17 protein-coding genes are annotated in these 22,480 nt (G+C 71.8%); 10 read left to right on the forward strand and 7 right to left on the reverse strand.

Annotated features, from left to right (window positions below; genetic code table 11):
* Positions 1-19: 19 nt before the first annotated feature.
* Complete coding sequence (locus CFK39_RS15175) at positions 20-2,476, reverse strand: DNA gyrase/topoisomerase IV subunit A (protein WP_157697188.1); 2,457 nt, start codon at positions 2,474-2,476, stop codon at positions 20-22.
* Positions 2,477-2,578: 102 nt separating this feature from the next.
* Here CFK39_RS15175 and CFK39_RS15180 point away from each other — a divergent pair, with 102 nt between their 5' ends.
* The 3 genes from CFK39_RS15180 to CFK39_RS15190 are packed head-to-tail and all read left to right on the forward strand — an operon-like array spanning position 2,579 to position 7,110.
* The gene (locus CFK39_RS15180; RefSeq protein WP_089066163.1) at positions 2,579-5,293 is read left to right on the forward strand and encodes a bifunctional acetate--CoA ligase family protein/GNAT family N-acetyltransferase; all 2,715 of its coding nucleotides are present in this window, start codon (positions 2,579-2,581) and stop codon (positions 5,291-5,293) included.
* A gap of 60 nt (positions 5,294-5,353) precedes the next feature.
* Positions 5,354-5,938 carry a DUF5998 family protein gene (locus CFK39_RS15185; RefSeq protein WP_089066164.1) on the forward strand — a complete coding sequence of 195 codons (585 nt, stop codon included), beginning with the start codon at positions 5,354-5,356 and terminating at the stop codon, positions 5,936-5,938.
* A gap of 35 nt (positions 5,939-5,973) precedes the next feature.
* Positions 5,974-7,110 (forward strand): alkaline phosphatase family protein, encoded by a 1,137-nt coding sequence (locus tag CFK39_RS15190; protein ID WP_089066165.1) that lies wholly within the window; start codon positions 5,974-5,976, stop codon positions 7,108-7,110.
* 41 nt (positions 7,111-7,151) lie between these two features.
* On the opposite strand, the gene sepH is transcribed toward CFK39_RS15190, so the two are convergent.
* Positions 7,152-8,489: a septation protein SepH gene (gene sepH / locus CFK39_RS15195; protein WP_089066166.1), complete on the reverse strand. Its 1,338-nt coding sequence runs from the start codon at positions 8,487-8,489 to the stop codon at positions 7,152-7,154.
* 304 nt (positions 8,490-8,793) lie between these two features.
* Here sepH and CFK39_RS15200 point away from each other — a divergent pair, with 304 nt between their 5' ends.
* Positions 8,794-9,096 carry a DUF4193 domain-containing protein gene (locus tag CFK39_RS15200; RefSeq protein ID WP_089066167.1) on the forward strand — a complete coding sequence of 101 codons (303 nt, stop codon included), beginning with the start codon at positions 8,794-8,796 and terminating at the stop codon, positions 9,094-9,096.
* Positions 9,097-9,191: 95 nt separating this feature from the next.
* Here the strand turns inward: CFK39_RS15200 and CFK39_RS15205 are convergent, their stop codons facing one another.
* A complete protein-coding gene (locus CFK39_RS15205; protein ID WP_089066168.1) occupies positions 9,192-9,722 on the reverse strand; it encodes a DUF3093 domain-containing protein in 531 nt (176 codons plus the stop codon).
* 107 nt (positions 9,723-9,829) lie between these two features.
* Here CFK39_RS15205 and dut point away from each other — a divergent pair, with 107 nt between their 5' ends.
* From dut to CFK39_RS15235, 6 genes are all read left to right on the forward strand, one after another.
* On the forward strand, positions 9,830-10,369 hold the full coding sequence (gene dut / locus CFK39_RS15210) for a dUTP diphosphatase (protein ID WP_089066169.1): 540 nt from the start codon (positions 9,830-9,832) through the stop codon (positions 10,367-10,369).
* A complete protein-coding gene (locus CFK39_RS15215; RefSeq protein ID WP_245822724.1) occupies positions 10,366-11,166 on the forward strand; it encodes a DUF3710 domain-containing protein in 801 nt (266 codons plus the stop codon). Before dut ends, CFK39_RS15215 begins: the two co-directional genes overlap by 4 nt.
* Before the next feature lie 277 nt (positions 11,167-11,443).
* Positions 11,444-11,965, forward strand: coding sequence for a DUF3159 domain-containing protein (locus tag CFK39_RS15220; RefSeq protein ID WP_245822726.1), 522 nt, complete (start codon positions 11,444-11,446; stop codon positions 11,963-11,965).
* Between the two features lie 165 nt (positions 11,966-12,130).
* On the forward strand, positions 12,131-13,453 hold the full coding sequence (locus CFK39_RS15225) for a class I SAM-dependent RNA methyltransferase (RefSeq protein WP_089066172.1): 1,323 nt from the start codon (positions 12,131-12,133) through the stop codon (positions 13,451-13,453).
* A gap of 238 nt (positions 13,454-13,691) precedes the next feature.
* Entirely contained in the window at positions 13,692-16,496 is a 2,805-nt protein-coding gene (acnA, locus tag CFK39_RS15230) for an aconitate hydratase AcnA (RefSeq protein WP_089066173.1), read from the forward strand.
* 278 nt (positions 16,497-16,774) lie between these two features.
* Entirely contained in the window at positions 16,775-18,646 is a 1,872-nt protein-coding gene (locus tag CFK39_RS15235; RefSeq protein ID WP_245822727.1) for a 1-deoxy-D-xylulose-5-phosphate synthase, read from the forward strand.
* A gap of 51 nt (positions 18,647-18,697) precedes the next feature.
* On the opposite strand, the gene map is transcribed toward CFK39_RS15235, so the two are convergent.
* The 4 genes from map to CFK39_RS15255 form a co-directional block, all read right to left on the reverse strand.
* Positions 18,698-19,519 carry a type I methionyl aminopeptidase gene (map, locus tag CFK39_RS15240; protein WP_089066174.1) on the reverse strand — a complete coding sequence of 274 codons (822 nt, stop codon included), beginning with the start codon at positions 19,517-19,519 and terminating at the stop codon, positions 18,698-18,700.
* Positions 19,516-20,400, reverse strand: a complete 885-nt coding sequence (locus CFK39_RS15245; protein WP_245822729.1) for a COX15/CtaA family protein — start codon at positions 20,398-20,400, stop codon at positions 19,516-19,518. The genes map and CFK39_RS15245 overlap by 4 nt, the downstream gene beginning before the upstream one ends.
* 259 nt (positions 20,401-20,659) lie before the next feature.
* The gene (locus tag CFK39_RS15250) at positions 20,660-21,466 is read right to left on the reverse strand and encodes an ABC transporter permease (protein ID WP_089066175.1); all 807 of its coding nucleotides are present in this window, start codon (positions 21,464-21,466) and stop codon (positions 20,660-20,662) included.
* On the reverse strand, positions 21,463-22,392 hold the full coding sequence (locus CFK39_RS15255) for an ABC transporter ATP-binding protein (RefSeq protein ID WP_245822730.1): 930 nt from the start codon (positions 22,390-22,392) through the stop codon (positions 21,463-21,465). The genes CFK39_RS15250 and CFK39_RS15255 overlap by 4 nt, the downstream gene beginning before the upstream one ends.
* Between the last annotated feature and the right edge of the window lie 88 nt (positions 22,393-22,480).

A 22,480-nucleotide genomic window follows, 5' to 3' on the forward strand; every position in this document is an offset into this window, starting at 1 on the left:
TCGTGGCGGCGTGCACGGCTCAGCCGACGGCGGCGATGGGGACGGCCACCGGGGTGCCCGAACCGTCCCGGCGTCCCGTCGGCTCCGGCAGATCGATCGGCTGCCCGGCCTCGGACGAGGCTCGTGCCGGGTGCGGCACCACCCAGGCACCGATCAGCGCGTCCTCACCGCGCAGGAAGCGATGGCAGCGCATTCCGGCCGTGGCACGGCCCTTGGCGGGGAACTCGGTGAGCGCGGAGACCTTCAGCGAGCCGGTCTGCAGCAGCGGCAGGGTGCCTGAGCTGCCGGCGACGGTGACCACGTCGGCCGGAGCCGTCACGTCGATCGCTCCGAAGGACACCACCCGGTCGCCGCTCGCGAGCTTGACCCCGGCCACCCCGCCGGCGGTGCGGCCCTGCGGCCGGATGCCGGAGGCGGGGAAGTGGAGCAGCTGCGCCTCGGCGGTGACGAACACCAGGTCGAGGTCCTCGTCCTGCTCGAGATCCACGACCCCGACCACCGCGTCCCCGTCTTTGAGCGAGATGATCTCGAAGCCGTCCCCGCGGGGGAAGTCGAGCTGGACCCGTTTGACCACACCCTGGCGGGTGCCCACGGCGATCGCCCCGCCCCGCGCGATATCGGGCTCGGCCACCCGGATCAGGCCCAGGGCCCGCTCCTCGCGCTCCAGATCGATCAGGTCGGAGAGCCGCGTGCCTCCGGCCAGCGACGGCGCACCGGCCGTCGGGGCGAGCGAGGGCAGGTCCACGACGGACAGCCGCAGCACCCGCCCACGATCGGTGACCACGCCGACGCTCGAGCGGGTGGTGGTGCGGGCATCGGAGACGATCACGTCGTGCGCACCGCGCGGTCCCTCGCGCAGCAGCGGGTCCCCCCCGGTGATCCGGGCGATCAGCCCGGTCCCGGTCAGCAGCACCCGGCACGGCTCATCGGCCACCTCGAGGGACGCCCCGGAGACCACGGCGGGCTTCTCCGCGGCCTCCAGCAGCACGGTGCGGCGAGAATCGCCGTGCTCGGCGGCCACGGCGGCGAGCTCCTCGGAGACCAGCGCGCGCAGCACGACCTCGGACCCCAGGATCTCCTCGAGACGCTCGATCTCCCGGCGCAGATCATCCCGCTCGGCCTCCAGATCGATCTGCGAGAACTTCGTCAGCCGCCGCAGCCTCAGCTCGAGGATGTACTCGGCCTGGAGCTCGGAGAGGTCGAAGACGGTCATCAGGCGCGTGCGCGCGGTCTCGGCATCGTCGCTCTGACGCACGATCTGGATCACCTCGTCGATGTCCAGGATCGCCAGCAGCAGCCCCTCCACCAGGTGGAGGCGCGCCCTGCGCCTGCTCAGCCGGTGCTCGGTGCGGCGGCGGACCACCGTCACCCGATGCTCGACGAACACCTCCAGCATCTGCTTGAGCCCCAGGGTGCGCGGCTGCCCCTCGACCAGGGCCACGTTGTTGATGCCGAACGATTCCTCCAGCGGCGTGTACTTGTACAGCTGCGCCAGCACCGCGTCGGGGTCGAAGCCCGACTTGACCGTGAGCACCAGGCGCAGGCCGTGGTGGCGGTCGGTGAAGTCCTGGTAGTCGGTGATGCCCTGGACCCGCTTGGCCTGCACGGCGTCGCGCAGCTTCTCGGCCAGTCGCTCCGGGCCCACCTGGTACGGCAGCTCGGTGACCACGATGCCCTTGCGACGCGAGGTGACGTTCTCGATCCGGGTGGTGGCCCGCATCTTGAACGAGCCGCGCCCGGTGCGGTACGCGTCCCGGATGCCGTCCAGACCCACGATCCGTCCGCCGGTGGGCAGGTCCGGTCCCGGGACGAAGCGCATCAGCTCCTCGAGCTCCGCGTCGGGATGGTCGATCAGGTGCCGCGCCGCGGCGATGGTCTCCACGAGGTTGTGCGGCGCCATGTTCGTGGCCATGCCGACCGCGATTCCGGAGGCCCCGTTGACCAGCAGATTCGGATACTGAGCGGGAAGCACCTCGGGCTGCAGCAGCTGGTTGTCGTAGTTGGGGATCATGTCCACGACGTCCTCGTCCAGCGAGTCCGTCATCAGCAGCGCGGCCTTCGCCAGCCGCGCCTCGGTGTAGCGCGGCGCGGCGGGGCCGTTGTCCAGCGAGCCGAAGTTGCCGTGGCCGTCCACCAGTGGCATGCGCATGTTGAAGCTCTGCGCCATGCGCACCAGCGCGTCGTAGATCGCCGTATCGCCGTGGGGATGGAGCTTGCCCATCACCTCGCCGACCACGCGCTGGCTCTTCACATGGCCCTTCTCGGGACGCAGCCCCATCTCGGCCATCATGAAGAGGATGCGCCGCTGGACGGGCTTGAGCCCGTCGCGGGCATCCGGGAGCGCCCGGGAGTAGATCACGGAATACGCGTACTCCAGGAACGACGTCTCCATCTCACTGGTGACGTCGATGTCGACGATGGTCTCCTCGACGGCTTCCTCTCCGGAGGGCGGGGTGGTGCTGCGTGATCGGGCCATGCACGCCATCATGGCGCATGACCGGCCATGATCCCGGGAACCCGGGGCCGGGGAAGGACGTGAATCCCGTCAACTCCACGGCCCCGACGCTAGGATCGGACCATGGCGGACAGACGAGACGGCCTGCGCTCACTGCGCCGTCGCACCCGGGGCGAGGAGGAGACCGAGCCCGCCTACCCGGCGCACTGGGAAGCGGACATCGCGCTGCGCGACGGCTCCGCCGCCCACCTGCGCCCGATCCGCCCCTCGGATGCCGACGCCCTCCAGGACTTCCATCAGCGACAGTCCGAGCACTCGCGGTACCTGCGGTTCTTCGCCCCGATGCCCCGGCTCTCGCCCCGGGACCTCGCCCGATTCACCCACGTCGACCATTTGGACCGGGTCGCGTTCATCGTGCTGGTGGGACAGGACATCATCGCTGTGGGCCGTTACGACCGGGTCTCCCCGCACTCCGCCGAGGTGGCGTTCAACGTCTCCGACTCCCGCCAGGGCACGGGCCTGGCCTCGGTGCTCCTGGAGCATCTCGCGGCCGCCGCCCGGGAGCGCGACATCAACGAGTTCACCGCAGAGGTGCTGCCGCAGAACGCGAAGATGATCAAGGTCTTCACCGAGACCGGCTTCGACGTCGACCGCACCCTGGACGACGGCGTCGTGATGGTCTCCTTCCGCATCGACCCCACCGCGCGCTCGATCGCCGTGATGGCCGAGCGCGAGCACCGTGCCGAGTCCCGGGCGATGGAGAGGCTCCTGGACCCCCGCTCCGTGCTGCTGGTCGGGGTCTCCTCGCGCATGGACTCCACCGGGGGTCGCTTCCTCACCGCCCTGGAGGACTCCGGATACAGCGGCACCGTGCATCTCGTGGCCCGCGACGCCCTCGAGCTGCGCGGGCACCGGGCCTGGGCACGGGTGGCGGATGTCCCCGGCACGGTCGACCTCGCCGTCATCGCACTGCGCCCCGAGGCCTGCCTGGATGCCATCGAGGAATGCGCCGCCATCGGAGTGCGCAGCGTGGTGATCCCCACCGAGGGGTTCTCGGACAGTGACGAGGGCCGCCGCCTGCAGCGCGAGCTGGTGGCCCGGGCCCGTGGCCACGGCATGCGCCTGCTGGGACCCGGCTCCCTCGGCTTCCTGCGCACCGGGGAGGATCCGATCAGCCTCTCCCTCGCCCCGCGGATGCCGCGCCCCGGCCCGGCCGCGCTCGCCGGGCAGTCCAGCGCGCTCTCGGCGATGCTGCTGGCCGGCACCGACGCCCGCGGCATCGGCCTGCACGAATTCGTGGGGGTCGGCAACCGGGCCGACGTCTCCCTCAACGACACCCTCCAGCACTGGGCGGACGATCCCCAGATCGGTGTCATCGGCCTCGCGCTGGAATCCATGGGCAACCCGCGCAAGTTCACCCGGATCGCCCGCCGGCTCACCCGCACCACGCCCCTGATCGTGCTGCGCCCGCCGGGCAGCGAGTCCCATCGGCCGCCCGGGCATGACGTGCGCGCCTCGACCCTGCCGCGTCGCGCCCTGGACCAGGTGCTGGATTCCGCCGGCGTGGTGCAGACCCGGGGAGTGGACCATCTCCTGGACGTGGTCGACGCCCTCGGCCGGCAGGGCACGCCGCTCGGCCGACGGGTGGGACTGCTGTCGAACACCGCTGCGCTCGGCGCCTCGCTGCGCGGGGCCGCGCACCAGGCGGGACTGGAGGTGGTCGCCGACAACCACAGCGTCCCGCTGTCACCCGATGTGCGGCTGATCCAGCGGGCCTTCACCTCGATGGCCGCGCCCGGCCACGTCGACCTGGTGATCGCCGGGATCCTGGACCCGCTGACCTCAGATGCCGCCGAGGTGCTCCGGCAGATGGCCACCGTGGCCCGTCACTCCGAGGTGGTGCTGCTGGTGTGCCTGGTCTCCTCGACGGAGCGCTTCGGCGCGGTCCAGGAGGCGGTGCGCGCGGATGGTTCGCTGCCACCGGTGTACGCGACCCCCTACACGGTCGCGCGGGCGGCGGCCGGCATGCTGGCGGCCGCCCTGCGCCCACAGGCCGACGACGACGCCCCCGCACAGCGGGAGGGCATCGATCGTGCCGCGGCCCGGGCACTGGTGGAGCGCTGGAGAGCCGGCGTGGGGACCGTGGACGGGGACCTGAGCACCGAGGACACCCGCGAGCTGCTCGCCGCCTACGGGATCGACCTGCTCCCGACCCGTCCGATCACCGATGTCGAGGACGCCCTGACCCAGGCCGCCGCGATCGGCTACCCGGTCGTGCTCAAGAGCACGGATCCCGTGCTGCGCCATCGCACAGACCTGGGAGGCGTGCGCCTGGGGATCCCGGACGCCGTCCAGCTGCGCCACGCGGTGAAGAGCATGCGAGAGGACCTGTCCTACTCCAGCGCCCCGCTGGAGGTGCAGGCCATGGCTCCGGCCGGCGTGCCGATGGTGGTGCGCAGCGTCGAGGACCCCTCGCTCGGGCCGGTGGTCTCCCTCTCGGTCGCCGGGGACGCCACCGACCTGCTCGACGACATCGCCTATGCGATCCCGCCGTTCAGCGAGAGCGGGGCGGCGCGGCTGGTGGACGCCCCGGCCTCGGCGATCAAGCTGCGCGGCACCCGCGGGCTGCCGCCCGCCGACCGGGAGTCGCTGACCGACCTGGTGGTCCGCATCGGGCTGCTCGCGGAGGATCTCCCCGAGCTCGCCTCCCTCGAGCTGTACCCGGTGCTGGTCGCGCAGCACGGGCTCACGGTGGTCGCAGCTCGGGTCCGCCTGGCCCCCGCGCCCAACCGCACCGACGGCGCGAGACGCACCCTGTCCGGTCCGCCCGGTGCGTGAGCGGCGCCACCGGGCGGCGGCAGGATCTCCCGGCAGCGCCCGTCATGGGACACTGCAGGGATGACCACCGCTCTTCCCGCTGACCTCCTGACGGACCTCGAGACCGCCGGCTACTTCCCGCAGACGGCGGCCGAGAGCCTGGCGCGTCTGCTGCGCAGTGCGCGTCCCGTCGCTCATCTGGTGCGGCCCGAGACCACCTTCGACGGCCCCGAGGTGCGCCGCCATCTCACCGTCGTGGTGCTGACCGCTACGCACCTGCTGGTCACCCACCTCGATGATGACCCGGCTGATGCGCTCAACCCCAGCCAGGTGGTCTCCACCACCGAGCGGATCCGGCTGCGGAGCATCACCTCCACCGGTCTCTCGCAGGTCTTCGACACCGACGGCAAGGGGAGCCCCGGCACCGAGGCGGAGATCACGCTTGGGGTCAGCTGGGACGGGAGCCGACGGGTGGATCTCGAGCGCGCGGTCTGCGAGGACCCCAACTGCCAGATCGACCACGGCTATACCGGGACCATCGCTCCCTCCGACCTCGCGCTTCGGGTCTCGGCTCTGGCCGACGGGGCCGAGGCGGTGGATGCGGCGCTGGCCTTCCACGACCGACTGGTCGATGCGGTCGACGCGATCGACGCGGCAGGCGCCTGACCGGTGCGCCCCCACCGCCCGGCCCGATGCCGCCGATGACCTCGCCCGGCCTGCCCGTCGACTGGCCCGCGGAGCTGCTGCCCCCGCCCTTCGCCGGCGATGACCACCCCGGGCTGCTGGACGTGATCCCGCCGTTGCTCGAGCACCCCGAGCCCGGACGTGACCTCGTGGTGCTGCTGGACGGCGTGGGCGCGGACCTGCTCGCGGAGCATCGTTCCCTGACCCCCACGCTGCGACGGGCGGAGTCCCAGATCACGCGGGTGCGCACCGTCACCCCGGCGACCACCTCGAGCGCGATGGTCTCCCTGCACACCGGGCAGCCCCCGCTGCTGCACGGCGTGCTGGGCTATCTCACCCGGGACCCCCGCACCGGGCGCAGCCTGAACCAGCTCACCGGCGCCCCCGGCACCGACCCCCGGCAGTGGATGCCGCTGCCCACCCCGGTGGAGACCAGGGGTCGGCGGGCCGTGCAGGTGGCGCCCGCCAAGCACTCCGGCTCCCACCTCAGCGGGGTCGCGTTCCGGGGCTGGGAGTTCCTCGGCCACGGTCGCGGCGACCGGGTCGAGGCGGTGCGCACCGCGCTCCATCGAGCGGGACCGGACGGGCTGGTGCATCTCCACGTCGACGACGTCGACCACGCCGGGCACCGCCACGGGGTCGACTCCGAGCAGTGGAGGACGGCGCTGGCCGAGGTCGACTCGCTGGTGGGCACGCTGCTGCGCCGGCTGCCGCGCGGCACCCGGATCCATCTGACGGCCGATCACGGGATGATCGACACCTCTGCGGAGCACACTGTCGACCTGGCCGCTCATCCCCGGCTGCTGCGTCTGGTCGACGAGGTCGCCGGGGAGGCGCGGGCGCTCGCCCTGCACACCGTGCCGGGCGAGGGCGTCGACCAGGAGCTCGCGGAGGGACTGACCGCGCTGCTCGGTGAACGGGCGCTGGTGCTCCGCCGCGAGCAGATCCTCGCTGCAGGGCTGCTGGGGCCGGCCGGGACCGCCGTCCCCGAACGGGTCGCACGACGGATCCCCGAGGTGCTGGTGCTCGCCCGGGGTCGTTGGAGCGTGGATGACTTCTCCCGCCGGCCCGAGACCGCACGGCAGATGATCGGGGTCCACGGCTCTCTGACCTCGGCCGAGGCTTGGGTGCCGCTGCTGCACACCGAGAGCTGAACGGGACCGGCCGCGTGGTGCGGTCGGTCCCGTTCCGCGGCTCAGTCGTGCTTGGAGCCGAAGACGATCTCGTCCCAGCTGGGCATCGAGGCCCGCTTGCTGCGGGGCCGGGACTTCTTCGCCGGCTTCTGCTCCGCGGGCTCCTCGTGCTCATCGGTCTCCGGCGCGGAGCCTGCGGGGGAGGGGGTGTCGAAGCCGGGCAGCGGAGTGAGATCCACCGTGTCCTGATAACTGATCCCCGTGGCGGAGTCGGAGACGTCGTCCTCCTCCTCGCCGGTCCCGTCCGTCGCGAGCTCGGAGCTCTCGGACCGGTCGGTCGCGGAGCCTGCCCCTTCGGCCTCGAGCGCAGCGGAGTCGAGGTCCTCGAACGCATCGTGCTCGCCCTGGCCGGTGCCGATCGAGTGCTCGAGCGCGGCCTCGTGGTCCGGATCGGGCGCCTCCGGGTCCTCGGCCGGGGAGGGCTGTGCGGAAAGGCCCTCCGGGTGTCGCTGGTCGTCCTCCGCACCGGTCGAGGAGATGTGCTCGCCCTCTGTCGCCGACTGCTCGCCGGTGGTGGTGGGCTCGACGTCCTCGAGGCCGGACCAGACAGTGGCGGAGTCCTCGGGGCGCGGCACCGAGCGCAGGCCCCGCCGGGCGTTGAGCGCATCGAGGTCCTCGTCGTCGATCACCGAGGGATGCTCCTCGGCGACCGGCCGCCGGGGCGGCCAGCCGCGGCCGCGCGGAGCCGCCCCGGGGGAGCCCTCCAGTGAGCCGTCGGCCTCGAGATCGTAGACGGAGCTCTTGACGGCCTGGAGCCGGCCCCGACTGCGGGCAGGCTCCGGCGGGGCGTCCTCGTCGCTGATCCACCGGGCCTCGTCATCGACCGGGGAGACCGAGCGGTTGTCGAGATCCGCGACCCAGTGGGCCTGACGGGTGCGACCCCCCGCGGAGAAGGTCAGCTCGAGGGTCCAGGTGCCGTCCTGTCGACGCCAGGCGTCCCAGGCGGTCTCCCCGGTCGCCTCCCGAGCGGCGAGCCGCTCGGAGACGACGTCGAGCAGGCTCGGGCCACCGCGGCCGACGGGGAAGAGGCGAGCCCGCTGCGCGGCCCACTCGCGCTCGGCGAGGACCGGGCCCTCGTAACGGCGCACGTGCTCCAGCGGGATCTCGGAGGCCTCCGCGATGTCCTCCGCGCTGCGGCCGGAGCGGAGCATCGTCTGGATCTCCCGCGGGCGCAGGGGGGCGGCATCAGCGGCCTGGATCATGTTCAGGGCCGGGCGGTCAGAGCGCACCGCGGCGCGCAGAGCCCTGTCGATGCGCAGCGTGTACCGTTCTCCCTCGGAGTCGACCAGGAGCACATGTTCCCCGTCGTCATGGATCCCGTCGAGTTCGAGCTCGCGCATCGTCGTCCTCTCCGTCGGAGCCTGGTCGCTGGCGTGCAGACGTGTTGCTTGTGTGCAGAAGTCTAGGCCGCGACCATATCGTGCGCGGCACCCCTTCGCCCGTTCCTGGAGCGGACGCCGACCGCGTGTTGCCGCCCCTCGTGGACCCGGTGTTGTAGGTCGCAGTCCTCTCTGCAATAATGCCGCCGCATTCAGCGTTGACAGCTGGGCCGCCGCGATGCGGCCCGCGAGGACACCCCCGGCGCGGATTTGCCCCAGGACCCCCCGGTCGGATCTTCCGACGACTACCAGGAACGGACCGTAGATGGCCACTGATTACGACGCCCCGCGCAAGAACGACGACGACTCGAGCGACGACTCCATCGAGGAGCTGAAGGGACGGCGGAGCGAGGCCGCCGCCCCCACCGTCGACGAGGACGAGGCCGAGGCCGCCGACTCCTATGAGCTCCCGGGCGCAGACCTCTCCGGTGAGGAGCTGTCGGTGCGGGTGCTGCCCCGCCAGGCGGACGAGTTCACCTGCGCCAGCTGCTTCCTCGTCAAGCACCGCAGCCAGATCGACCACGTCGAGGGCACGCTCATCATCTGCAAGGAGTGCGCGGCGGCCTGAGACCTGTCTCCGCGATGCTGCGCAGCGGCACCGCACCCGGCCGGGTGCGGTGCCGCTGCGCATCTCAGCAGGTGTGGGCGATGTGCGCCATCGGTTCAGCCCTCGCCCTGCTCGTGCAGCGCCTGCGCGGTGCGCAGGGCCAGCGCGAGATCATCCGGACGACGGGTCGAGAGCACCCACGCCGTGGCGGGGTCCTGCGCATCGAGCACCTCGACCCGCAGGCCCGTGCGCGTCCAGCCCCGCACGCAGTGGTGCGCCAGCGGCTCGAAATCCTGCCCGATGGTCCGTGCCCACTCCTCGCCGCGCAGCACCTCCGGGGCGCCGAGCAGCTCCACCTCGATCTGCGCTCGGCTGAGGCGGAACCGGCCGTCTGCGACCTCGATCACGGGGGAGTACTGCACGACGAGGACGAGCAGCCCGGAGATCGCGACCACGGCGACCGCGATCGCCGCCGTGAGGCTCAGCGGCACCAGGATCAGCCCCAGCGCTGCGCCCACCGTGACCGCGACGATCCACAGCCCTGGGCCGGGGGCCACGCGCTCGTGGAACAGAGGATCGTTCCCAGCGGCGGGGCTGGACGAGCTCGAGGGTGTGGGCTCTGCGGTGTGATCTGCTGCTGCGGGCATGCCGCCATCGTCTCACGCACCGCATGGGAACCGGCTCGACGGATCCGCTGCCCGGCAACCTCCGAGGCGGCTGGATGCGAGTGCCGGGGACGACATAGTCTGGGGCCATGCCTGTCGATCACGTTGACACCCTCTCCGGGGGTGCGGACCCCGGATCCGCCCCTGATGCACCCGCTCTGCGGATCCGCCGCAGCGAGGCGGTGCCCATGCCCCATCGCGCACACCCCGAGGACGCCGGCCTGGACCTGGCCAGCGCCGAGGAGGTCGTGATCCCCGCCGGCGGGCGCGCCCTGGTGGACACGGGCCTCGCCCTCGCGCTGCCCCCCGGGACCGTCGGGATGGTGTGCCCCCGCTCGGGCCTCGCCGCCCGGCACGGCATCACCGTGCTCAACGGCCCCGGTATCGTGGACGCGGGTTATCGGGGACCGATCAAGGTCGCCCTGCACAACACCGATCTGTCGGAGCCCTTCGATGTGCACGTCGGGGACCGCATCGCACAGCTGGTGGTGGTGCCCTTCCTCGCTCCGCGCCTGGACGAGGTCGAGGACCTGGAGGCGACCGCCCGGGCCGGTGCCGGCTTCGGCTCCAGCGGCGGCTTCGGCGGGGGCGGCGCCACGGCCGGAGACCACGAGACCACGGAGGGATGACCATGGGACTGTTCTCCCGCAAGAAGCGGAATCGGGCGGAGACGGGCGACGAGCTCGACCCCCGTGACGAGCGCACGCCCGAGCAGGGCGAGGAGGAGCTGCCCGGCCAGGGCGAGGACCTCGCGCCGCAGGAGCCCGAGGAGGACCGTGACGAGGAGCGGGCCGGGGGTGAGCCGAGTCCCCGCGGTGAGCATCTCGAGGACGGCCCCTTCGATGAGGCCGAGGCCCCGGACGAGGAGCGCATCGACCTCGGCGGGCTGCAGGTCCCGACCATCGACGGGATGGAGCTGCGGATGGAGGTGGACCAGCGCAGCAGTGCGGTCACCGGAGCGAACCTGGTCCTCGGAGGGTCCTCGCTGCAGGTCCAGGCGTTCGCGGCCCCCAAGTCCCGGGGACTGTGGGAGGACGTGCGCCGCTCGCTGCGGGACTCCGTCGTCACCCAGGGCGGTACCGCCGAGACCCGTTCCGGAGCCTTCGGCACCGAGCTGATCACCCGACTGCCGGTCAAACGGGCCGACGGACGCACCGGCTACCGGCCGGCGCGGTTCATCGGCATCGACGGGAGGCGCTGGTTCCTCCGCGCGATCCTCACCGGCAAGGCACTCGGCGACTCCGAGCAGTCCCGTCGCTTCGAGACCCTCCTGTCCCGACTGGTCGTCGTGCGCGGCACGGGTGCGATGGCGCCGCAGGAGCTGATCCCGCTGCACCTGCCCGGCGAGCACCCCGGATTGGACCAGATCCGGTCCGGACCGCTGGACCCGCTGGCTCGCGGCCCCGAGATCACCGAGGTCGGATGAGCCCCGCCGCGCAGGATCCGGTCCGTCCCCGCCAGGCGCCGTCGCAGAAGGAGCCGCACGCCTCACAGGAGCCGCACGCCTCGCAGGAACCGCGCTCCCCACAGGAACCGCGCCCCGCACAGGAGCCGCCCTCCTCCCGAGCCCGGCACCGGCCGGCGCCGGTGAGCGGCGCAGCGGACTGGGCGCCGTCCTCCAGGAGGAGGAGTTCTCGGTCGCCGACGCCATCGGAGGCCCACGCGGCATCATCGAATCGGCGCTGCCGACGCTGCTGTTCGTCGTGCTCTTCGTCGCCACCCGCTCGGTGATGATCGCCGCCGTGGCTGCGACCGCCGTGGTGGTGGTGCTGCTGATCGCCCGCATCGTGCAGCGCCAGAGCCTCAGCACCGTTCTCGGCGGACTGGTCGGCGCCGCTCTCGGTGCCGTGCTGGCGATCCGCTCCGGCGAGGGCTCGGACTTCTACTGGCCCGGGATCGTCACCAATGCCGTCGCGCTGCTGGTGCTCCTGGCCTCCATGGCTCTCCGCCGCCCCCTGGTGGGACTGCTGGTGGGACTGCTCGACCCGCGCGTGAAGGACTGGGCGCAGGACCCCGACGCCCGTCGCGTCTACACCCGCGCGACCCTCCTGTTCGTCCTCCTGTATACCGCGAAGCTCGGCGTCCAGCTGCCCCTGCTGCTGACCGGGCAGGTGGCCGCCCTCGGTGCGGCGAAGATCGCGATGGGGCTGCCGGCCTTCGCCGTGATCGCCTACCTGGTCTGGCTCATGCACCGCGGGCTCCTGGCCCGCCGGGATCACGACTGATCCGCCGAGCGGTCGCCTCGCCGCGCTGCGTGCTCGAGGACGGTCCACGGAATGAGACAATGGGGGCCACGGTCCCGTGAGCATCCACCTGCAGCCGGGTCCCACCATCTGTACGAGCAGCCACGGTCCTTGTCATCCCCGACTCGGACGGGAGGAGAGTGTCCGATGAGCCCGGATGCCGAACGGATCCAGAGCGAGCCCGCCCTTGGCGATCGCCTCCTCACCCTGACCGTCGGCCCTCCTGCTGCCGGCGGCACCTTCGTGGCCCGCCACGAGGGCCGGGTCGTGTTCGTGCGAGGCACCGCGCCGGGGGAGACCGTCACCGCGCGCCTGCTCGAGGACCCGCGCGACAAGCCCGATGCGCGCTTCTGGCGCGCCGAGGCGCTGGACGTGCTCGAGGCCGGGGTGGACCGCGTCCCCTCCGTCTGGGGGCATGCCGGGGTCGACGGCGTCGGCGGTGCGGAATGGGCCCACATCGCACTGCCCGCGCAGCGCCGGATCGCCAGCGAGGTGATGCAGGAGCTGCTGCGCCGCGCCGGGGTGAGCTCCTTCCCGATCGAGCAGGTGCAGGTCGAGCCCGCGCCGCATGACGCCGACGGCCTGGCCTGGCGCACGCGCGTCCGCTACGCCGTGGACACCGACGGGCGCGTCGGCATGCGCGGCTGGCGCTCCCACGCTGTGCGCCCGGTGGGGATGGACCCGCTGTCCGCCCAGGCCATCCGCGACCTGCGTCTGGGGGAATGGACTGCGCCCCTGGGCACCGAGGCGATCGATGCCGTGGCGCCGTCGGCCGGACCGGCCTCAGTGGTCCTGATCGGGCGTGAGCTGGACCCCGCTGCGGTGCAGATCCCGGAATCCTGGGGCGAGGCGGACGTCGCGGTGCGCACCGCCCGGGAGATGGTCCCGCTGCGCGGCGACGGCACCGTCCACGAGCGGGTCGGGGAGCGGATGTTCACTGTCGGCGCGACCGGGTTCTGGCAGTCGCATCGGCGTGCCGCCGAACTGCTGGCCGACGTGGTCGAGGTGTCGCTGCAGGCGCCGCACGGAGGCAGCGCCTGGGATCTCTACGGGGGAGTCGGACTCTTCGGCGCGGTCGCCGCGGACCAGGTGGGCCCCGAGGGCTCGGTGGTCTCCGTGGAGGGGAACCGTCGCGCCTCCCAGCTCGCGGCGGAGAACCTCGAGGACCTGCCGCAGGCCACCACGGCCACCGCCGACGTCACCGATTGGGTCCGGGCCCGGCGCGGGGGTGTCGACGCCGTGGTGCTGGATCCGCCGCGCAGCGGTGCCGGGGTCGAGCTGATGGGCCTGCTCGCCCGGACGGTGCGGCAGCGGATCGTGTACGTCTCCTGCGAGCCCTCGACCCTCGCCCGCGATCTGGCCGCGATCGAGAAGCAGGGATGGCGGATCGCGGACCTGCGCGCCTTCGACCTCTTCCCCCACACCCACCACATCGAATCGGTCGCAGTGCTCGAGCGCGCAGCAGGCTGACCCCCGCCGCCGGCAGGGATGCGCACGCCGCGTCGGCGGCAGCTGACAGCCTGTCAGGACACAGGGGCACGTCATGGTATTATTTATCTTGACTTCAAGATAACTATCGGGTTCGCCCGATGGACCCTCCGATGACCTGCGCGGGCATCGGTCTGCAGCGAGGTGGGCGTTTGCCCGCCTCCGGCGGCCGACGCGCCTACGATGGAGGGGTCACCTCAACACCAAAGGAGTTCGCCTGATGAGCACTGTCGACTCATTCGCCGCGAAACAGGATCTCACCGTCGGCGGGACCGACTACGAGATCTACGCGCTCGATGCCGTGGAGGGCGCCGAGAAGCTTCCCTACAGCCTCAAGATCCTGCTGGAGAACCTGCTGCGCACGGAGGACGGCGCGAACATCACCGCCGATCACGTGCGCGCCCTGGCGAGCTGGGACCCCGAGGCCGATCCGTCGGTCGAGATCCAGTTCACCCCGGGCCGCGTGATCATGCAGGACTTCACCGGCGTGCCCTGCGTCGTCGACCTCGCCACCATGCGCGAGGCGATGCAGGATCTCGGCGGCGACCCGGAGAAGATCAACCCGCTGGCCCCCGCCGAGATGGTCATCGACCACTCGGTGATGATCGACGTGGCCGGTCGCCTGGACGCGCTCGAGAAGAACATGGAGCTCGAGTACGAGCGCAACCGCGAGCGCTACCAGTTCCTGCGCTGGGGTCAGACCGCCTTCGACGACTTCAAGGTCGTGCCCCCGGGCACCGGCATCGTCCACCAGGTCAACATCGAGTACCTGGCCCGCACGGTCATGACCCGCGAGGTCCCGAACGAGGCAGGGAACGGGTCCGTGCTCCGCGCGTACCCCGACTCCTGCGTCGGCACCGACTCCCACACCACCATGGTCAACGGGCTGGGCGTGCTGGGCTGGGGAGTCGGCGGCATCGAGGCCGAGGCCGCGATGCTCGGCCAGCCGGTCTCCATGCTGATCCCGCGCGTGGTCGGCTTCAAGCTCACCGGCGAGATCCCTGCGGCCGCGACCGCCACCGACGTGGTGCTCACGATCACCGAGATGCTCCGCGACCACGGCGCGGTGGGCAAGTTCGTCGAGTTCTACGGCGAGGGCGTCGCCCAGGTGCCGCTGGCCAACCGTGCCACCATCGGCAACATGAGCCCCGAGTTCGGCTCCACCTGCGCGATCTTCCCGATCGATGAGGTGACGGTCGACTACATGCGGCTCACCGGTCGCTCCGAGGAGCAGCTCGCGCTGGTCGAGACCTACGCCAAGCGCCAGGGTCTGTGGCACGATCCGTCGAAGGAGCCCGTGTACTCGGAGTACCTCGAGCTGGACCTGTCCACCGTGGTGCCCTCGATCGCCGGCCCGAAGCGCCCGCAGGACCGCATCGTGCTGACCAAGGCCAAGGAGTCCTTCCGCGAGGTGCTGCCGTCCTACGCCGGCCACCACGACGTCTCCGCCAACGGTGGGGACGAGGCCGGCACCTTCCCGGCGTCGGACCCGGCGAGCCAGGGCTCGGACAACGACTCCGGCGGCTCCGCCCCCGAGCACCAGCATGTCGCCGGCCGCGCCTCGAACCCGATCCAGGTCGCGGGCGAGGACTTCTCGATCGACCACGGCATCGTCTCGATCGCCTCGATCACCTCGTGCACCAACACCTCGAACCCGTCGGTGATGATGGCCGCCGGCCTGCTCGCGCAGAACGCGGTGGACCGTGGACTGGTCGCCAAGCCGTGGGTGAAGACCTCCATGGCGCCCGGCTCCCAGGTGGTCACGAACTACTACACCAAGGCGGGCCTCTGGCCAGCTCTGGAGTCGCTCGGCTTCCACCTGGTCGGCTATGGCTGCACCACCTGCATCGGCAACTCCGGTCCGCTGGCACCTGAGATCTCCGACGCGATCGCCGAGAAGGACCTCGCCGTCACTGCGGTGCTCTCGGGCAACCGCAACTTCGAGGGCCGCATCAACCCCGACGTGAAGATGAACTACCTGGCCTCCCCGCCGCTGGTCATCGCCTACGCGCTCGCAGGCACGATGGACTTCGACTTCGAGAACGACCCGCTGGGCACCGACAAGGACGGCGGGGACGTCTTCCTGCGCGACATCTGGCCCAACCCCACCGAGGTGGAGAAGGTCATCGCGGAATCGATCTCCCAGGAGATGTTCACCGAGGACTACAAGGACGTCTTCACCGGCGATGACCGCTGGCGGAGCCTGGAGACCCCCGAGGGTGCGACCTTCGAGTGGGACACCGAATCCACCTACGTGCGCAAGCCCCCGTACTTCGAGGGCATGGGGGAGAAGCCGGAGCCCCTCACCGACATCTCCGATGCCCGTGTGCTGGTCAAGGTCGGGGACTCCACCACCACCGACCACATCTCGCCCGCCGGGTCGATCAAGCTGGACTCCCCGGCCGGTCGCTACCTGCAGGATCACGGGGTGGCTCGCAAGGACTTCAACTCCTACGGCTCGCGCCGCGGCAACCACGAGATCATGATCCGTGGCACCTTCGCGAACATCCGTATCCGGAACCAGCTGCTGGACGGTGTCGAGGGCGGGTACACGAAGAACTTCCTGACCGGTGAGCAGGAGTTCATCTACGACGCGGCCCAGGCCTACGCCGAGCAGGACATCCCGCTGGTGGTCCTCGCCGGCAAGGAGTACGGCACCGGTTCCTCCCGCGACTGGGCGGCCAAGGGCACCAAGCTCCTGGGCGTCGAGGTCGTCATCGCCGAGAGCTTCGAGCGCATCCACCGCTCGAACCTCATCGGCATGGGCGTGCTGCCCCTGCAGTTCCCCGACGGCGAGAGCGCCGAGTCGCTGGGACTGGACGGCACGGAGACCTTCTCGGTCACCGGTGTGACCGCGATGAACGAGGGCTCGGTCCCCAAGACCGTCGAGGTCGTCGCCACCAAGGACGACGGTGCCTCGGTCCGGTTCGACGCGGTCGTCCGCATCGACACCCCCGGCGAGGCGGAGTACTTCCGCAACGGCGGCATCCTGCAGTACGTGCTGCGGTCCCTGGTCGCCTCCTGATCACCTGACACCAGCGGCGCGAGGGGTCCCTGACCCGTCGCCTCCGGCGCCCCGGCCCTCTGGGTCGGGGCGCCGTGGCGTCCCGGGCCGGGGCAAGGGCCTCACGCCCCTAGTCCCGCACCGATGCGCGGACGCTCTGCACGCTGATGCACACCGCCGCCGACTCCCGTGAATCCCCGGTGAAGGTATGCACAGATGTGACCATGCCTCGCGTCGACACAGGTCATGAGGACGTAGCCTGAGCGTGTTCCGGCCCCGTCCCGGAGGGAGGCCCACGCGTGTCCACCACCGAACAGCGCCCTGTCGCGCCGACCCGCAGGGTCGGCGCGGTGATGCCGTCGGCCCCGACGGCGACAGCGGCGGAGGTCCCGATCAGCACGGATCCGGATGCACTGCGGGCACTGCCGGCCGAGCAGCTGAGCGGGCTCGCCCGCACGCTGCGGCGGCGCCTGGTGGAGATCTGCTCGCGCAGCGGCGGTCATCTGGGCCCCAATCTGGGAGTCGTCGAGCTGACGATCGCGCTGCACCGTGAGTTCCGCTCCCCGGCCGAGCCGATCGTCTTCGACACCGGCCACCAGGCCTACGTGCACAAGATGCTCACCGGCCGCGCCGAGCTGGACGGGCTGCGGACCGCGGGCGGTGTCTCCGGCTACCCGGATCGTGGTGAGTCCGTCCACGACCTGGTGGAGAACTCCCATGCGTCGGGGTCGATCGCCTGGGCCCACGGCCTGGACCGCGCCCACCGGTTCGCCGGATCCGAGGGGGCCGCCATCGCCGTCATCGGGGACGGCGCGCTCACCGGGGGAGTGGGGTTGGAGGCCCTGAACCTGCTGGCGGCGGATCGCGGCTCCCGCACCGTCGTGGTGCTCAACGACAACACCCGCTCCTACGCCCCGACCGTCGGCGGCATCGCCGAGCACCTCGCGGCGCTGCGCGGTGGGCGGATCCGGGCCGGGCAGGACATGTTCACCGCTCTCGGGCTCACCTACCTCGGACCGGTCGACGGACACGACCTCGATGCCCTCGCCGAGGCCATGGCGGCAGCGCGCCGGGCGGCCGAGGATCCTCAGCGCGCAGGGGTGCTCCTCCACGTCATCACCCGCAAGGGTGCCGGTTTCGCCCGCGCGGAGGCCGACGCCGTGGACCAATGGCACGCCACCGGCCCCTTCTCCCTCGAGGTGGAGCAGGCCTCGCAGCCCGCCGCACCGACCTGGACCTCGCGGCTGGGGGCCGCCGTGCTCGCCGCCGCCCGCGCCGACGAGCGTGTGGTCGCGCTCAGCGCCGCGATGGTCGACCCCGTCGGCCTCACTCCGATGCAGCAGGAGATGCCGGAGCGGGTGCTCGACGTGGGCATCGCCGAGCAGCTCGCCCTCGATACCGCCGCCGGGCTCTCCGCCGGCGGGCGCCGGCCCGTCGTCTCCCTCTATGCCACCTTCCTGAACCGGGCGCTGGATCAGCTCCTGCTCGACGTCGCCCTGCACCGGGAGGACGTCACGATCACCCTGGACCGAGCCGGGGTCACCGGCGACGACGGCCCCAGCCATCACGGAATCTGGGATCTCGCCCTCGCCACGACGGTGCCCGGGCTCTCCCTATGGGCGCCGCGGGACGCCGCTCAGCTCGAGGCCGCGGTTCCCGCCGCCCTGGCGACCTCCGGGCCCTCGCTCGTGCGCTTCCCCAAGGGTGCCTGCCCCCCGGAGCTTCCCGCCCTCGCGCAGCTGCCCGCCGGCGACGTGCTGGCAGGGGACGCAGACGCGCCCATCGACATCCTGTTGATCTCGATCGGGGCCCTCGCCGCGCACGCCGTCGACGCGGCCGGCGAGCTCTCCCGCAGCCATGGTGATCTGAACGTCCTGGTTCTCGACCCGGTCCGCGCCCTACCGCTGGGGGAGGACGTCCTGGATCTGGCCGCGTCGTCCCGGGCGGTCGTCACCCTCGAGGACGGTCTCGCCGAAAACGGGATCGGAGCAGTGATCGGCACCCGGCTCGCCCGCCGGGCCACGCTCGCGGCCCCGGGCCCGGTGCTGCGGACGCTCGGCATCGAGGCGGAGTTCATCCCGCAGGGCAAGCGCGCCGGGATCCTCGCGGCCCAGGGTCTGGACGCGCCCGGCATCGTCGCGAGCCTGCGCGGCCTGCTCCCGGGCTCCTGAGCGGCGGGCCACGGGGCGGGAGCGCCCGGGGACCCGGCTGACCCCTGCCGCTCAGCTCAGGGAGCTGCGCGGGGAGGGGTCGTCCGGCCGGGCGGTGAGGATGATCGGTGCACCATCGGTGATCTGCATCGTGTGCTCCGCATGGGCGCCGCGGGAGCCGTCGACCGAGAGCTGGGTCCAGCCGTCGCGCTCATCGACCCGCAGCTCGGAGGTGGTCGGCACCAGGAAGGGCTCGACCGTGATCAGCTGGCCGGCGAACAGCTCGATGCCGCCCCCGGGGGTGCCGTGATTGGGCACGAAGGGAGCCTCGTGCATGGTGCGTCCGACGCCGTGGCCGCCGAAGCGGTCGTTGATCGAATAGCCGAGTGCATGCGCCTCGTTCATGACCGCGTGCCCGATGTCCCCGACGGTGTTCCCGGCCCGCACCTGATCGATGCCGGCCCACATCACCTGCTCGGTGTCGCGGATCAGCTGCTGATCCTCCTCGCGGGGCGTTCCCACGGTGATCGACAGGCAGGAGTCCGCGACCCACCCCTCGACCTCGACCGCGAAGTCCAGGGAGAGCAGGTCGCCGTCGGCCAGCACCCGGTCATAGGGGCGACCGTGGAGCACGCCGTCGTTGAGGGAGGTGCAGATGACGTGGCCGAAGGGCGAGGCCCCGAAGACGGGGTGGTAGTCGAGGTAGCAGCTGGTCGCCCCGGCGTCGCGGATCAACCGGTGCGCCTCCGCGTCGACCTCGAGCAGATTCCAACCCACCTCCACCTCCTCGCGCAGATGGGAGAGCACGGACGCGACGAACTCGCCCGCCGGGCGTGCCTGCTCGAGGGTGGGCAGCTCCTGCGTCGAGCTGCGGCGGCGTCGGCCGAGGATCATCGTGCCTCCGTGGAGTCGTGGGTCAGGTGCGTGGCCGTGGCGGGGGAGCCGGCGTCCTGCCAGGTGACCAGCCGGGCACCCACCCAGGCGATGGTCGCGGCGAACAGGGCTGCACCGATCATGTGGAAGAACACCACCAGCTCGGGCAGGCCGAGGAAGTACTGGATGTAGCCGACGATGCCCTGCGCGAGCGTGAGCGCCACCAGCCACCAGGCGGCGACGATCGCCTCCCGGCGGGCATGGGAACGGTGCAGGACCACCAGCAGCGCGGCGAGCAGCGCGCAGAAGACGTAGACCGCGACCGCGTGCATCCGGGCGGCGATCATCGGGTTCAGGGCGATCCGGGTGACGTCCCCGGCATCCCCGGAATGGGGCCCCGTCCCGGTGACGATCGTGCCCAGCACCAGGACCACGAAGCCCACCGCCGCCAGCGGGACGAACACCCTCATCGCCCGGGCGGGCACTGCGAGGTGCATGCGTCCATCACCGTCGTACAGCCGCACCAGCAGCACCATCGAGACGGCACCCAGCAGCGGAGAGATCAGGAAATGCGGGCTGACCAGCCCGGGATGCAGATCGAGCCAGACCACGAAGGCGCCGATCATCGCCTGCAGCGCGGTGCCGATCAGCGGTATCCAGGCCAGGCGGCGGAAACCGGCGCCCTTGTGCCCCAACCAGCGCCAGGTCACCAGCAGCACCGCGATCGCGAAGATGCTCAGCACCCCGGTCAGGGTCCGGTTCCCGAACTCCACGAACGGGTGGATGCCGGAGGCCATGGTCAGCTCCGGGGTGAACTGGCCGGGCTTGCAGTTGGGCCAGGTGGAGCAGCCCAGACCGCTGCTCGTCAGCCGCACCGCGGCGCCGGAGAGGATGATGCCCACCTGGCTGAGGAGGTTCCCCAGAACACGATGGCGGCCAGCCGAGCCCGGCGCTGCGGGCCCCAGGACGACAGACGGCGGTCGGGCAGCGTGGTGATGCGGCCCTGTCGCTCGGGCAGGCGTGTCGCGGAATCGAGGGGGCGGGACATGGGTCGAGTCTAGATTCTCCGACCGGGAGTTCGCTGGGCTCCGGGGCCGGATGCGACGGACGCCGCACCCGCTCCTGGCCGAGGGTGAGCGACCCGCCCGGGCGGGGCGTGTCTCAGCTGTCCGTCCACCGGAACCAGCGCACGACGGCGAGCACCCCGGCCACGGCCCAGACGACCAGCACCAGGGCGGAGCCGAGGGAGAAGGGCCCGGAGGCCAGGCAGGCCCGCAGCAGCTCGCCCAGGGCGCCCGAGGGCAGCAGGTCCACCAGGCCCCCCAGGATCCGGGGATAGGCCGAGGTCGGGAAGGCGATGCCGCCCACGGCGATCAGCAGCACGAACACCAGGTTGGAGACCGCGAGCACCGCCTCGGTGCGCAGGGTGCCCGCCACCAGCAGGCCGAGCGCGCCGAAGGCGATGGTGCCCGCCAGCCAGACCGGGAGCGCGCCGAGCAGGCCCAGCAGATCCGGCCGCCAGCCGATGATCAGGGCGATGATGCCCAGGATCACCACCTGCAGCACATGGGTGGCGAGGGTGGCCAGGATCTTCCCGGCGAGGTAGCCGCCCCGGCCCAGCGGCGTCGTCGCCACCCAGCGCAGCACCCCGTTGCGACGATCGAATCCGGTGATGATCGCCTGGGAGGTGAAGGAGGTGGAGATCAGCGCCGTGGCGAAGGTCGCCGCGACCGCGGTGTCGACCGCGGGGACGCCGTCCAGACGCCCCAGCGGGAGCAGCCACAGACCGATCAGCACCAGCGCCGGCAGCGCGATCGCCACGGTGAGCTGCTCCCCGTTGGACAGCAGGATCCGGGTCTCCAGCGATGCATGGGCGAGGATCCGGCGCAGCGGCGTCGCAGGACGCGGGGTGCGATCGGTGCGGCCGGGAGTGGAATCCGGGATGGACGGGTCCCGCAGGGCAGTCATCGACGATCCTCCTCGAGCGCAGCTTTGTCCCCGGGACCCGGGATCCCGGATCCGCCCGGGACCGGGGCCGGGCGGTCCGCATCCATCAGGTCCAGTAGCACGCTCTCGAGGTCGGCCGCGCCGCCGGAGGTGATCTCCAGCCGGGCACCGTGCCGCGCGGCGGCGGCGCGCAGATCGGCCTCGAGCGCGGGGACCGTCTCCGGGTCGATGCCCGTGGCGGTGGCCTGGACCACCACAGCGCCGTCGGCGGAGCGGTGCTCGCTGATCACGTCCTGGACGGTGCCCGAGGCGAGCACGCGGCCGTGGGAGATCACGCGGACGGCATCGGCCAGTCCCACCACGTCGTCCATCAGATGGGTGGTGAGGATCACCGCGGTCCCGGTCCGGGCGAGGCCGCGGATCAGCTCGCGCACCCGCCGACGGATCGAGGGGTCCATCCCGGCGGTGGGCTCGTCCAGGAACACCAGATCCGGGCGTCCGATGATCGCCAGGGCGAGGGCCAGGCGCTGGCGCTGACCTCCCGAGAGGCGCCGCACCAGGGTGCGGGCGAAGCCGTCGATCCCCAGGTGCTCGGCGACCTCGTCGACATCCAGCGGCGCCGCATGCAGGCTCGCGCCGTAGCGCAGCAGCTGGATCGCGGAGGCACCGGAAGTCAGCCCGCCGTCCTGGATCATCACTCCGACCCGTGCCCGGTGCTGCGGGCTCGAGCGCCACGGATCGGCGCCGAGCACCCGCACTGCCCCGGCATCGGGACGCAGCAGCCCGGTGGCGCAGGAGATGGCGGTCGTCTTGCCGGCGCCGTTGGGGCCCAGCAGGGCGGTGACCGCGCCGCGCTCGGCGGACAGACTCAGCCCGTCCAGCGCACGGACGGAGCCGAAGCTGAGGGTGAGGTCGTCGGCGAAGAGGGCGGGGGAGGTGTCTTCCATGGCGGCCCCATCGTAGGCCGCAACGGCTGCAGGGCACACCGCAGGTGAGCGGCTGGTCACCTGCCCAGGGGAGCTCGGCGGTGCCCTG

It is taken from the genome of Brachybacterium avium, assembly GCF_002216795.1.
GTDB classification, from domain to species: domain Bacteria; phylum Actinomycetota; class Actinomycetes; order Actinomycetales; family Dermabacteraceae; genus Brachybacterium; species Brachybacterium avium.

Excerpts from the sequence above, each read along its gene's own strand:
- CFK39_RS15180 (WP_089066163.1), top strand. The coding sequence starts at position 2,579 with ATGGCGGACAGACGAGACGGCCTGCGCTCACTGCGCCGTCGCACCCGG.
- CFK39_RS15175 (WP_157697188.1), bottom strand. The coding sequence starts at position 2,476 with ATGGCCCGATCACGCAGCACCACCCCGCCCTCCGGAGAGGAAGCCGTC.
- dut (WP_089066169.1), top strand. The coding sequence starts at position 9,830 with ATGCCTGTCGATCACGTTGACACCCTCTCCGGGGGTGCGGACCCCGGA.
- sepH (WP_089066166.1), bottom strand. The coding sequence starts at position 8,489 with ATGCGCGAGCTCGAACTCGACGGGATCCATGACGACGGGGAACATGTG.
- CFK39_RS15200 (WP_089066167.1), top strand. The coding sequence starts at position 8,794 with ATGGCCACTGATTACGACGCCCCGCGCAAGAACGACGACGACTCGAGC.
- CFK39_RS15185 (WP_089066164.1), top strand. The coding sequence starts at position 5,354 with ATGACCACCGCTCTTCCCGCTGACCTCCTGACGGACCTCGAGACCGCC.
- CFK39_RS15205 (WP_089066168.1), bottom strand. The coding sequence starts at position 9,722 with ATGCCCGCAGCAGCAGATCACACCGCAGAGCCCACACCCTCGAGCTCG.
- CFK39_RS15225 (WP_089066172.1), top strand. The coding sequence starts at position 12,131 with ATGAGCCCGGATGCCGAACGGATCCAGAGCGAGCCCGCCCTTGGCGAT.
- acnA (WP_089066173.1), top strand. The coding sequence starts at position 13,692 with ATGAGCACTGTCGACTCATTCGCCGCGAAACAGGATCTCACCGTCGGC.
- CFK39_RS15190 (WP_089066165.1), top strand. The coding sequence starts at position 5,974 with ATGACCTCGCCCGGCCTGCCCGTCGACTGGCCCGCGGAGCTGCTGCCC.
- CFK39_RS15215 (WP_245822724.1), top strand. The coding sequence starts at position 10,366 with ATGACCATGGGACTGTTCTCCCGCAAGAAGCGGAATCGGGCGGAGACG.
- CFK39_RS15255 (WP_245822730.1), bottom strand. The coding sequence starts at position 22,392 with ATGGAAGACACCTCCCCCGCCCTCTTCGCCGACGACCTCACCCTCAGC.
- map (WP_089066174.1), bottom strand. The coding sequence starts at position 19,519 with ATGATCCTCGGCCGACGCCGCCGCAGCTCGACGCAGGAGCTGCCCACC.
- CFK39_RS15250 (WP_089066175.1), bottom strand. The coding sequence starts at position 21,466 with ATGACTGCCCTGCGGGACCCGTCCATCCCGGATTCCACTCCCGGCCGC.